Raw genomic sequence first — 12,596 nt, 5'->3', positions numbered from 1 at the left:
CCTTTATGCGCCCCGTCAGACCTTGGGCACCTTGAGCTTCGTCCAGCTCGTCTCGCCCGGCATGCCGTCGGCGTCCGGGCCGGAGTAGCCGAGCTTGCGCTGCCAGGCCGCGTACGAGGCGCGGTCGGTCTCCGTCCACTCCGGGCCGGGGCCCTCCTCGTAGCGGCCGCAGCCCTCCTCCACGAGCCGTACGCCCATGGCGGTGATGAGGGCGCTGCGCCGGCCGGCGCGGAAGAAGTCGCTGCCGGGGAAGGGGGCGTACTGGCCCTGCGGGGGGTTCGGCAGGGGGCCGTCCGGCTTGCGCTGCAGGCGGGCGCCGACCCGGGAACGCATGGAGGCCATGGTGAAGCCCAGCGGGTCGTTCTTGGTGTTGGTCCACTCCTTGTGGCCGATCACCGAGCGCTCGGTCCAGCCGTGGGCCCGGCAGATGGCGGCCGACGCCTTCTCGATGGCCTCGAGCTGGGCGGCGGGCCAGGGGTCCTTGCCGTCGCCGAGGTTGACGCACTCGAAGCCGTAGAAGCGGGCGTTGCCGTCGGTGTCGTTCTCGTCGGGCTCGGGCAGCGGCCGCTCGGCGATGACCGCGTTGAGGACGTCGCCGTCCCCGAGCCCGGCGTGGTTGGATCTGCCGTTGCCCACGAGGTAGACGGTGCCGTCCTTGACGATGACGCCGTGACAGAGCGGGCCGGGCAGCTCGTCGTAGCCGTCGTAGCAGAGGTCGACCGAGCTCATGGCGCCCGAGGAGACGGTGTGGTGGACGACCACTCCGTTCACCGGGCCCCACGGTCCCTTGCCGTTGCGGTTGTGGGTGCGCCAGCTGCGGTGCTCCACGACCCTCAGGCCCTCCTCGCGGAGTGCGGCGACGAGTCGGTCGGCGGATAAGGGCTGTGCCATGGTTCTCCTCCTTGGGATGTGCACGCGTGTGATCCGCGCCCGCCGGGCGGCCGTGCGCCCGGCGGGACGGTGGTCCGGAACGGGTCGTTCACCCGTCGGCCGGAAGCGGGTCGTTCACCCGTCGGCCGTGGCGGCCTCGACGGGCGCCGCCAGCGGCCGGAAGGTGTACCGCAGGTCGGTCACCGCCCCGTCGGCCCCCACCCAGGCGAGCGGGGCGTAGTGGACGTCGATGCCCGCCGGGGGCTGCAGCAGTGGCCGGCGGTCGGCCGCCGCCGGCCACTCCACAGTGCCGGTGGCGGTGCGGGCGGGCGCGCTCCAGTAGTCGCCGGGGCGGTAGCGGCCGCCCGGCTCGAACCACACCTGCAGCCCGTCCTCGAGGGCCAGCCAGGTGCCCTCGACGACCTTGAGCGTGCCGTCGCGGTGCTGCCGGGCGGTGCCGCGCGCCCCGGGGGCGCGGTGGTCCCAGCGGCGCAGGAAGGGGTGCAGGCCCGGCAGCCTGCCGGTGCCCGGGCCCGGTTCGGCGTTCAGCCTCACCCGGCGTCCGGGGACGTCCACCTCCTCCACCCGCAGCAGCTCGGCGCCCTCGCCGCGGCTGGTGGAGGCGGAGTCGGCGAGCTCGACCCGGTCCCCGGCGTTCAGGTCCAGCTTGTCGTCGCCGCCGAGCGTGGCGAGCTCCACCCAGGTGCCGTCGAGCGCGGCGACGGGGAAGACGACGGAGCCGTTCTCCCGGGACCACTTGAAGGTGGCGGTCTCGGCCGTGCCCCCGGTGTGGATCTCCACGCGGTACAGCTGGTTCTCCGGGCCCCGGTAGCGGTACTCGGGCCGGGCCAGGCACGGTTCCTCGTCGGTGCGCTCCGGGCGCTCGGCGCGGAACGCGGCGGAGGCGGCCGGGGCGCGGCGGGCGTCGGCCCAGGTGCGGAACGCCTCGCGGATCTGGGCGGCCGTCGGGCTCTGGGGCACGGTCAGCTCGGCGGCGGGCAGGGGCAGCACCTGCCAGACCGTCTTGATCCTGGCCGCCGTGTCCGGGAGGGCGGGGCCGAGGGCCACCTCCCGGATCTCGGGGTCCTCGGCCGCGGTGACCGCCCGCTCCCAGACCCTGAGGCAGACGAGGTAGGGGAACTGCGTCGGCAGCCGGTCGGCGGGCTTCTCGGGGTCGCGGTAGGCGTCGGGCTGGTTCCAGTACGTCCAGACGGCGGGGTCGTCGCAGGGGCTCTGCCCGCCCTCCGACTCGCCGGCCGGCTCGCCCTCGGGCGCGGGGCCGTCGGCGGACTTGGGGCCCGAGCCCTCCCCGGCCGGTATCCCCGCCGGCGGCCGGCCGGCGTCGCACAGGATGCCGTCCACGTAGTAACGACCGCCGTGGATCGCCAGGTTGTCGAGCGTGTTCTCGCCCCGGCAGTAGGCGATGCGGAAGCCGGCCGCGCCGTACGGGCCGCCGTGCTGCCCGATCAGGTCGGCGGCCAGGGTGCGGGCCTGGTGCTGCTGGATGGCGTGCTGTTCGTTGGCGTCCGCGTCGAGCTGGACCCGGCCCTGCTGGGCGAGCACGCCGGAGTAGTGCTTGGCGGGCCGGAAGGTGAGACGGGAGAGGTCTGCGTGCATGTGTGGGTTCCTCTGGGAAGGTGCCCGTCGGGCAGGGTCAGGTGACGTGGATGATCCCGGCGTCGGTGCCGGCCGGGGAGAACTCCTCCAGCCGGGCGCGCAGGCTGTCCTCGCGCTGCGGCTGGAAGAGCTCGTGGAACGCGCCGAGTTCGGATCCGTCCTCGGCGCCCCGGCCGATCTCCGGCGCGCAGCCGTCGGCCAGCTGGCCGTAGGCCGGGGTGCCGTAGCGGACGCTGGTGAACACCGGCCGTACCCGGGCCGTCTCGGCGTCCTGCAGGGCGGGGACGTCCTTCCGGTCGATCTCGCCCTTCTCGGCCCTCTCCCGCACGGCGGCGCGCACGCCGTCCGGCTGGCAGTGGTAGCGGCGGGGCGTGCGCGAGCCCGGGGGTACGTAGCTGAAGCGCACGCAGCCGATGCCGCGGCGGGCGGCGCTGACGCGGCCGGTGAAGATGGTGTCCTCGGCGATGTCGACGGCGTGGACGTGCACTTCGCCGATCACCGTGGTGCGGTGGGCGTGCAGCACGGCGTGGGCGTGGCGGCACTCGGGCCCGGAGAGGGCCTCGCGGTCGGAGCCGGTGGCGTCCAGGACGCTGTCGGAGATGTGGATGCGCAGCGGGTCGGTGCCGGCCTCGTCGCCGACGACCTCGATGGTGCCCAGCACGCTGCGCTCGATCTCCACGCAGGCCGTGGTGCATTCCAGGACCAGGCTGGGCTCCTGCGGCGAGTGCGGCTCGCAGCGCGGTTCCAGCGACCAGCCCGGCACCAGCGTGCAGTGCCGGATGACGACGGACCCGACGGGGCCGGTGACGTTGATGCCGCGCCCGGTGACCAGCAGCCCGTCCAGGACGACGCGCGGCGGCGGCCCGTCGCCGGGGTTGCCGTGGATGTTGAGCGCGTCGGGCCGGTTGCTGTACCAGTCGAGCAGGCGGATCACCGGCCGGGCGCCCTCGGCCGCCCGCACCTCCAGCCGTTCCCCGGGCGAGAGGTCGAAGTCCAGCTGTTCCTGGTGGGCGCCGCTGTGGGTGATCTCGATGACGGCCTCGGCGCCGCCGTCGGAGCGCCACTGCTCGTAGGCGTCCATGATGCGCTCGTGTGGGCCGTCCGGCCCGACCCGGTAGACCGTGGCCCGGGGCGGGGTGTCGCGTTCGCGGGGGTACTCCCCGCCGCCGGTGTCGTCGCTGAACGCGTAGTGGTAGCTGACCCACGCCCCGTGCCGGGGCGCGGTGCGGGCTCCGAAGGCGATCCTGCCGAGCTCCGGGTCGACGACGACCTGGCCGCGCCGGGGCCGGTAGTGCCAGCCGGAGAGGTCGGCCACGACGATGTCGGCGGGCGGCACCGGTTCGTCGCCGCCGTCCCGCCAGATGGTGAACGACCGGCCGGGGCCGTAGTGGTCGGTGAGCCGGTCGGCGAGCTGCCGGCGGCGGATGAAGGCGGGGACGTCGTCCAGGGTCGCCAGGTGCGACGGAGAGGGCTCCGGCTCGGGCTTCACCACCAGCGGGCTGTCGTTGCCGAGGATGGAGAAGGTGTAGAGGTTGCGGGCCCGGTCGATGCAGTAGGCGGGGGCGTGGGTGACCGGGTAGGCCCCCAGCCGCCATACGAACAGGCCGACGCCGGCCGGGGTGTAGCCGCTCTTGCGGCGCGCGGAGCCGGCCCGCCGCACGTCGGCGGTGTGCGCGGCCGGGTCGAAGGCCCCGCCGAGCAGGTCCAGGGCGGATCCGTCGCGGACGTCGAGCAGCCGGCCCCGGGCCGGGCGGGCCGCGCCCGCGGCGTCCCGGCCCGCCCCGAGCAGCCGCACCGGCTGGTGGGCGGACAGCAGCCGGGAGAACTCCACCGCCCGGGCGGGCCATTCCGCCACCGACGCCGAGAGCTGTTCCAGCAGGGCCAGGGTGCCCTTGCGCCGCCGGTTGGCGACGGTCTCCGCGACGTCGCGGCGGGGGGCGAGCCGGGCGGCGAGGCGCCGCCGCGAGGCGGCCGTGCCGCCGCCGGGGCCGCCCGGGGACAGGCCGGTGGTCAGCACCTCCTCGTACCCGGGCAGGATGCGGTAGCCGACGAGGTCGCCGAGGTAGGGCACGGCCCAGTCGGAGCAGGTCTCGATGAACCAGTCCTCGTAGCCCTGTTCCACGCCCGAGCGCACCAGGTCGACCTGCTCGGCGATCACGGCGAGCAGGGCGCGCAGCGGCTCCCCCGCCTCGGCGTCGCGCAGCCGGTGCCACTGCGGGAGCAGCTCCAGCAGGCCGTCGGGCTCACGGTTCACGCCCGTGCCTCCTTAAGGATCAGTGTGTCCGGCACGTCCGGGGAGAGCAGCGCGAACTGCGCCGGGCGGATGCCGCGGAAGACGAACACCGTGCGGCCCTTCGGCAGCGGCCGGGTGTCGGTGATGCCGGGGTTGAGCCGCAGCAGTTCGGCGACGGTGATGCCGTTCTTCGCTGCCACCTCGGTGAGGGTCTCGGTGGTGTGCGGGGCCGGGGGCGCGACCGTGTAGCGGTCCTCGTGGTACGCGGCGAGCCGGGCGTCCACCGCCGCCTGGGGGCGCCTGAGCCGCTCCGGCAGCTCCTCGAGCCCCTGTGGGGTCAGGCTGCCGGGCACCCCGGCGAACGCGTCCACGTCCACGTACTCCACGCCCGGCACGGACTGGGCCGTGGCCAGCACCTCCGACAGGTAGGCGGGCCGGCCGAGCTCGCGCGCCGGGTAGCCGAGCCGGGCCGCCAGCGCCCGGCGCACCGCCGGTTCCACCAGGTCCCACGAGTGGTCGGGACGCACCTTGACGTTGGCCGCGACGACGAGCAGCACCAGCTCGCGCACGGCCACGGTGACCGGCACCCGGGGGTCGCCGTGGGCGGCGAGGGAGGTCCGCAGGGTGCGCACGATGTCGGAGTCGTCGCCGAGGGCGATGTCGTCGACGCCCGCGACGGTGACATGAACGCGGCGCCGGGTGCCGTCGAAAACCTCGCGGGCGCTGGCCCGGCCGATGCCGGCCCGGGAGCGGGCGAAGTCCTCGTAGTCGGCGACGGAGACGAGGCGGTCGAGCGCGGTGACGGCAAGCGGGATGTTGCGGCGGGCGAGGCCGGGACCGTCCGGGTCGGCGCCGCCGGTGGCGGGCAGCGGGTTGACCACCGCGCTGACGCCCAGCGGGCGGGTGGTGGGCTGGGTGACGCGCCCCGCCTTGACGTTGGCGGCCCTGCCGACGCCGATGCGGTAGCGGGCGCGGACGTTCTCGTGGCCGGTGGGCAGGCGCGCGCCGTGGACGCCGTCGCCGAAGGTGACGGTGACCCGGCCTGCGGCGGCCGGGTCGGCGGTGCCGGTGGTGTCCGTGGTGCCGGTGACGTAGACGCGTTCCCGGGGGCCACGGCCCGCGAGGCTGTCCACCTCGTGCCAGAGCACGCCGTCCACCCTGATCTCCAGGGTGCTGCGCGCGCCCAGCGCGTTGTCGTCGGCGAGCCAGGTCAGCGGGGACTGCCACAGGACGAACGACTGGCCGGCCTTCCCGGCGTCGCCGCTGCCGATCGGCTCGTCGCGGGTGGCGCCATGGGTGGCCCCGACCACGTTGCCGTACACGCGCAGGCTCTCGCGCCGGTAGCGGTGGGCGAGGTCCGCGGTCAGGACGAGCAGGGTGTGCACGGCGTCGCCCGGCCGCGCGGGGTCGACGCGCTGCTCGACGCCGGCGATCATGGCGAGCTCCGTGCCGCGTACTCCGGTGGTGCCGGGGATGTCGGTGCGCTCGCCGCTGAACACCACCCAGCGGCCGGGTGCCAGCCCGTCGTACAGCCCGGCCAGTTCGATCTCGTTGCCGTCGACGTCCTCGGTGACCGTCTCCTCGGCGAGGCGGAGGGCGTCGCCGCGGGCGTGGACGGTGGCGTCCCTGATGTGCGAGAGGTTGACGTCGTAGGCGTCGAGCCAGTCGTCCTTGAGGGTGAGTTCGGTGACCTTGCCGGAGATGCCGAAGGCGGCGCGGGAGAGCACGCGCACATCGGTGACCCGGGTGACGACCTGGGCGAACTCCTTGCCGCCGGGGATCTGTCCGGGGCTGCCCTTGCGCGGCCGCTCGACGGCGATCCAGCTGCCGGGGGCGATGCCCTCGTACACGGCGTCGAGGGCGAGCTTGTTGCGGTCGGTGACCTCGAGCTGGGTGGCGATGGTGACGCTGACGGTGGCGGGCAGGTCCTTCGGCTTGCGGCGGGCCGCGGTGACCTTGAGCGTGCCGAGCGTCTGCTGCGGGCCGAGCTCGTCGGGGCCGAGAGTGACCCGCACCGTGTCGGTGCCGTCGGTGACCGTCACCAGCACCTTGTTCCGGTCGTCGGGCCGGGAGACGAACACCGTGGCCCGGGGCAGCTTGGGCAGCATCTCCGCGGAGACGCCGAGCTGGTGCGGGTCCGGGGGCTCCGGGGACGCGGCGGCGCCGGGGTCCTTTCCTGCGGGCGCGGGCGGGCGAGGCGGCAGCTTGGTGCGTACCCGCACGTCGCCCGGTCCGACGTCGGAGACCTTCTCGTTCATCTCCCGGTCGGTGCGGAGGGTGAGTTCCCTCGAGGGCGAGGCGCCCTCGGCCACCGAGTAGGTGAACGCGATGGACGCCGGGACACCGCCGTCGTTGTCGTAGGTGACCGTCGTGTCGAGCGAGATGTTCCCGCTGAGGGGCCAGTCCTCGTAGTAGGCGATCTGGTTGTCCTTGTAGCGGGGGACGAGCGGCGCCGTCGCCCCGAAGGGGGTGGCGGTGACCCTCATCACCTGCACCGTGGCCAGCGCCGACGGCGCGGTGAGGTCCACCTGCCGCCAGGCGTCGTTCAGGCCCTCGCGGAGCCTGGGGTCGAGCGCGGCCAGCAGCTGGGCGCCGATGTCGGAGCCGGGGGCGTAGAGGCGCTCGGGGTCGCGGGCGAGGTGGCGGGCGTTGACCGGCGGCCGCACGGGGGTGGTGCGCAGGGCGGGCAGCAGGGCGCCCAGGCCCTTGACCGCCGCGTGGAGCGGACCGGCCGGCGCGTCGGCCTGCCCGCCGTCCTCCCGCGCGGGGTCGGTGCCCAGGCGCAGCCCGTCGTAGAGCGGCGTCCGGGAGCCGCCGGGCGGCAGGGGCGTCAGGGGCGGCTTGGGTGCGGCGTCCGCCGGCTGGGGCGGCTCCAGGGCGCGGGCCTGCCGGATCAGCGTGGTGAACGTCGCGGCCAGGGTACGGAACCAGGCGGCGATCTCCCGGTAGGGGCGGGCGAGTTCGGCGGCCTCGTCCGCCCGCTGCACGTCGGCGCTCAGCCGGTCGGCGAAGGCGCTCGCGGTCTTGAGCGTCTCGAGGTCCCGGCGCAGCGGGGCGAGGACGTCCTCGTCGAACCGGTCGACGAGGCGGCTCGCCTTCGGCCGGGGGTTGGGCGGCTCCTTCTCGGCCGGGTCGATCCACTTCGCCAGTTCCTCGCGCAGGCCCTTGAGCGACGGCTGGGCCGTCACCGGCAGGCCGATCACGGTCACGTCGTTCTCGCGGTCGAGCCGGACGTGGGGAACGGTGCGCAGGAACCTTTTGTCGCGGGCGGACTCCTCGGCGCTGAACACGAACAGCAGCTGGTCGCCGGGCTTGACGTTGTTCGCGGTGCCCTGGACGAACAGCTCGGTGCGCTCCGCCAACAACCGCGGCGTCACCTGGTAGGGGCGGCGGCGCCGCACGGCGAGCTCGTTCCACGACCAGCGGGCCGCCAGCTCCTCCGACGTCTCGAACGACTGCGGGTCCTCCCCCGGCCCGGGCACGCTCTGGCTGCGGGCGCCCCGGGGGATCACCACCGGCGTCTCCTGGCCGGGCCGCGGATCCTGGTCGAGGGTGTAGGCGAGGAAGGTGCCGGCGGCCACGCCGGGGCGGGGCCGGTGTCCGACGAGCCGGCCGAGCAGGGTGAGGGAACCGTCCTCGGTGGCGGTGCGCAGATAGCCCTCGTTGGCGATCCGCTCGGAGTAGAAGGTGAGCAGGTCGCCCAGGACGGCCCAGGTGTCGAGCAGGGCGACGGCCGGGTCGTCGGGGGTGCGTACGGTCAGGTCGCGCAGCGCCGGGTAGGCGGGCCCGGAGAGCCGGGCGAGCATGGAGGACAGGAACTCCCCGTGGGTGCCCACCCGGTAGCGGATGGCGCCCAGGCCGGGAGGGTTGGTGACCTCGGCGGGTGTGGCCGTCCCGGTGCCCCGGCAGCCGCAGTCGCATCGGCCGCTCATCGGCCGCCTCCGATCTCGATGGCGAGCCGGCCGTTCTCCGGCCGGTCCGGGTCGTTGTCGCACTGGGCGATCTCCAGCGGGCCCAGCCGCAGGATTCCGGCGTCGAGTTCGCCGTCCTCCTGGTGGTGCAGGCGGCGCAGCCGGGTGGCCTGGACGCTCACCACTCCGGGTACGGCGGCGGCCGCGGCGACCAGCCGGCTGACGCGGACGGGTTCGCCGAAGGTGAGGGCGTCCGGGTGGAAGAAGCCGAGGCGGCCGTCCGGGAGGACGCCGGTGCCCAGCACCCGGCGCAGCTCGGCGAGGACGTGCCCGCGCTGGTAACCGGGGGCGGCGCACACGGCCAGGGCGATGTCGAGCGGGATGAGCAGGGCGGGCAGGACCACCACGTCGTGGCCGATGCGCCGGCAGGCGTCGAGGACGTGGCCGACCCGCTCCAGCAGGACGGGTCCGGGCGCGGCGGCGCCGAGCGGGTCGACGGCCACGTGGACCTCCTGGGCGGCGCCGGTCCAGCGGATGTCGGCGGCGGCCCGCCGGACCCCGGGGACGCCGGCGGCCAGCTCGGCGTAGTCCTCGGCGGTGACGGCCCGCAGCCGGGTCCTCCGCAGGGCCAGGGGCGCCAGCCGGCGTACGTCCTCCAGGGACTCGGGGCCGGTGCCGCCGGCGGCGGGCAGCGGGTTGCGCACCCGGATGACGTCCGGCGAGCCGGAGCCGCACAGCAGCAGGTGGTTGATGGCCTCGGCGCCGACGTTGCCCGCCGGGCCGCCGCCGATCCGGTACGCGATCTCCATCCGGGAGCCGGGCGGCGGCGCGGCGCCGTGCGCGCCGTCGCCGAACCGCAGCGCGAGCGTGCCGTCGTCCTCCAGCTCGCCCACGAAGTGCCGGTCCCGGCGCCCGCTGGAGAGCAGATCGCGGCGGGGCCGCCAGGTCTTCCGCCCGGCCCGGGCGGTGACGGCGGGGAGGGCGGAGCGGGGGTCCTGGACGATCGCCGTGGCGGGCCCGGCGAGGCGGGGGTCGTCCGGGTCGATGCCGTCGGCGTAGGCCTCGCCCCAGCTGTGCCGCAGCTCCCAGGCGACCCGGCGGTCGAGAACGCCTCCGGCGCGGGCCCGGGCGAGCAGCACGGACAGCCGGCGCAGCTTGCCCGCCAGCAGCCGTTCGCGGCGGGCCGACAGGGCGCGCAGGGCCTGCGCGGGCCGCTGGCCCAGGTGCAGCCTCTCGAGGGTACGGGTGCCGAAGACGACCGTGAGCTCGTCGACTTGCTCCGGCGTCAGCTCCTCGCCGTCGCACACCTGCCGCCACAGCTCCTCCAGGCGCAGCCGCAGCCGCTCCGGCACGCCGGCGAGCAGATCGGCCTGGCCCTCGGCGACGTGCCCGGACGCCGGGTACGGGGTGGCCTGGGTGACCGGCGCGTATCGCAGGACGGGGCGGAAGCGGGCCGGCACGTCCGGATAGCCGGTCTGGGCGAGCAGGGTCTCCAGGACGGCGGCCTGCGCGTCGGCGTCGGGCGGCGAGACCCGCTCCTCGCCGCCCTGGCCCGGGGCCGGGTGGAGGCCGAGCCCGGCCCGGGCCACGGCCGGCTCGCCCACGACGTGGTGCAGCTCGCGCACGTCGTCGGGCTCCAGCTGGTACCCGGCCCGGGTACGGTCCAGCAGGCGGTGGACGGCCGCGGCCGGTCCGGCGGGCTCCGTACGGTCGCCGCAGCCGAAGGACGGCGGCTCGCAGCCGGGCACGATGACGGGGCCCGGCGGCACGGGGACGACCTCGGGCGCGTCGTCGCAGTGGGTGAGCGAGCGGCCGTGGTCGACCAGGACGACGTTGGCGCGGACGAGGCTGACGTCGCTCAGCGGCGCGCAGTCGGTGCCGCCACGGCTGGAGAGGCACACCGGGAAGGTGAGCGCGTCGGCCTGGGACCAGGTCACCTCGACGACGGGCTGGTCGTACAGCTCGTCCACGAGGGGGGTGACCGAGGTGAGCCGTACGGCCTGCCGGTGGGCCGGGTCGGCGTCGGCGGGGGCGCCCGTGCGCGGGCCGAGCACCTCCTCGATCAGCAGCACGTCGCCGGGGCTCAGCGCGAGCGCGCGTTCCCGCTCCCCGCCGTCGCCCCCTTTTTTCCCGCTCCCCCCGCACCATTCGTCGCGCAGGGTGGCCGCGGTCGCGCCCCTGGGCAACGAGCACTCCTCGTCGCCCCAGGTCCACAGGCGCACGGCGTTGTGTTCCGGGCGCAGGCCGACGTCGCACCCGCCGAGCGGTTCGAACACCTCCACCAGGGCGTTCTCGGTGAGCGCGTCGAGCTCTCCGTCGGGTACCACCGGCCCCAGGTCCGGCCGTTCCTGCGGCCCGAGCCCGCTGACGTCCACGGCGGCGAAGCGGAACGTACCGGCCTCGAGCGTGAGGGCGCTGTCCACCTCCAGGGCCACGAACGCGCGGGCGTTGCACCCGTCGTGCATCGGGTAGTCGATCAGCCGGACGTGGCGTCGCACCGAGACCCTGCGCCGGGCGGTGTCCAGGTAGGCCTCGGTGGCGACCGCGTCCTGCTGGTAGCCGATCTGGTCCGCGGTGTGGGCGAGCAGCTCGACCAGCGTCACCCCCAGGTCCGGGACGTGCCGCTCGACCCAGTCGGGAGCGGTGAGCGTCATCCGGTCCAGGGCCAGGCGGCGCAGGCTCTCGTAGTCGCGCGCGGTGTAGTCGATGACCGGGCGCGGCGCGGCCTCCGGCGGGCACGGTTCGACGGCCCGGCAGTCGAACGTCGTGGGGCACGAGCCGTCGAAGCCGAACTCGGCCCGGTGGTAGCGCGGGTCGAAGCCCCGGTAGGGCTGCTCGCCCGGCCGCCCGTACGGATCGGCCTCGACCACGCCCAGCCGGTAGCGGGAGGTGTCCCCGGCCCGGTCGAGCGTGACGAACATCCGGTCGTCGAGCTCCGGGTCCTCCTCCGCCTCGACGGTCACCTCGACGGCGCGGATGCCGGTGATCCGGCGGCCGCCGTCGATGCGGATGTTGTGCGGGCCGATGTGGCACGGCGAGGGCGCCTTGCCGAGGAACGTGACGGTGAGCGTGCGGCCGTCGTCGGACACCTCGATCCCGTCGACGCCGTTGAGATGTGCGCGCCGGACGTCGGCGCGTCTGCGCTCGGTGGCGCAGTTCTCGGTAGCGCTGTTTCCGGTGGCGCAGTTTCCGGTCGTCGCCCCGCCCGTCACGCCGCTCCCCGCCCTTCGAACTCCTCGACGCGGCGCGATCCGGTACGGCGCACCACATAGACCAGGTGCACCCGCACCACGTTCTCCTCGCTCTCCACGTCGAGGGACTCCACCTCGATGACGTCGCCGAGCCAGCGCTGAAGGGCCGCCTGCACCGTCAGCTGCAGCGCGGAGGCCAGCTCGGGGCTGTTGGGGGCGAAGACCAGGTCGAGCAGCCCGCAGCCGAAGTCGGGGCGCATCACGCGCTCGCCCGGGCTGGTGAACAGCAACTGCTCGATCAGGTCCCGCACATGGTCGTCGTAACCGGCCTCCGCGGTGCGGCCCCGGCTGCCGATCCGGAACGGGAAGGCGATGTCGGTCCGGCGCGGACCGGCGCCGGGCGTCCTCAGCCCCGCGATGCCGCCCGGCCCCGTCATCGTCCCACCGCCCTCTGCTGGACCACGGACACGTTCGGCGGCCCCTGCGGCACCTGCTCGGGGCTCTGGCACAGGCCCGTGGAGGAGCGCAGGACGGCCGGCGAGCCGTTGATCCTGATCCGGGTGGACGGCGCCACCCAGCGGATCGTCACGCACGGCTGCGGCTTGTTCACCACCGTGAACGGGCAGCCGGTGACGGTGTACTGGTCGGCCACCGAGGCGGCGAAGTTCCCGCTCACGACGACCCGCGCCTGCGCGGGCAGGACCGTGGCCCGTGCTCCGTGCGGGCAGGTCACCGTCGCGTTGACGTGCAGGAGATTCCCGGACACGGAAACCC

Annotated in this window: 7 protein-coding genes; all 7 read right to left on the bottom strand. The window is 75.0% G+C overall.

Annotated elements, in window-relative coordinates:
• Positions 1–15 precede the first annotated feature (15 nt).
• The 7 genes from J1792_RS22835 to J1792_RS22805 all read right to left on the bottom strand — a co-directional run bounded on the left by J1792_RS22835 (position 16) and on the right by J1792_RS22805 (position 12,588).
• A complete protein-coding gene (locus J1792_RS22835; protein WP_207248069.1) occupies positions 16–891 on the bottom strand; it encodes a peptidoglycan-binding protein in 876 nt (291 codons plus the stop codon).
• 114 nt (positions 892–1,005) lie between these two features.
• Positions 1,006–2,487 (bottom strand): DUF6519 domain-containing protein, encoded by a 1,482-nt coding sequence (locus J1792_RS22830; RefSeq protein ID WP_207248068.1) that lies wholly within the window; start codon positions 2,485–2,487, stop codon positions 1,006–1,008.
• A 37-nt stretch (positions 2,488–2,524) separates the two neighbouring features.
• Complete coding sequence (locus J1792_RS22825; protein ID WP_207248067.1) at positions 2,525–4,741, bottom strand: hypothetical protein; 2,217 nt, start codon at positions 4,739–4,741, stop codon at positions 2,525–2,527.
• Positions 4,738–8,652, bottom strand: coding sequence for a putative baseplate assembly protein (locus J1792_RS22820; RefSeq protein WP_086566846.1), 3,915 nt, complete (start codon positions 8,650–8,652; stop codon positions 4,738–4,740). The genes J1792_RS22825 and J1792_RS22820 overlap by 4 nt, the downstream gene beginning before the upstream one ends.
• Positions 8,649–11,843, bottom strand: coding sequence for a putative baseplate assembly protein (locus tag J1792_RS22815; RefSeq protein WP_372446154.1), 3,195 nt, complete (start codon positions 11,841–11,843; stop codon positions 8,649–8,651). Before J1792_RS22815 ends, J1792_RS22820 begins: the two co-directional genes overlap by 4 nt.
• Positions 11,840–12,259: a GPW/gp25 family protein gene (locus tag J1792_RS22810; protein ID WP_086566848.1), complete on the bottom strand. Its 420-nt coding sequence runs from the start codon at positions 12,257–12,259 to the stop codon at positions 11,840–11,842. The genes J1792_RS22815 and J1792_RS22810 overlap by 4 nt, the downstream gene beginning before the upstream one ends.
• Positions 12,256–12,588 carry a hypothetical protein gene (locus J1792_RS22805; RefSeq protein ID WP_086566849.1) on the bottom strand — a complete coding sequence of 111 codons (333 nt, stop codon included), beginning with the start codon at positions 12,586–12,588 and terminating at the stop codon, positions 12,256–12,258. The genes J1792_RS22810 and J1792_RS22805 overlap by 4 nt, the downstream gene beginning before the upstream one ends.
• Between the last annotated feature and the right edge of the window lie 8 nt (positions 12,589–12,596).

This window comes from Streptomyces triculaminicus, from assembly GCF_017349075.1.
Lineage (GTDB): Bacteria > Actinomycetota > Actinomycetes > Streptomycetales > Streptomycetaceae > Streptomyces > Streptomyces triculaminicus.
This window is presented reverse-complemented; position numbering and strand designations above follow the sequence as displayed.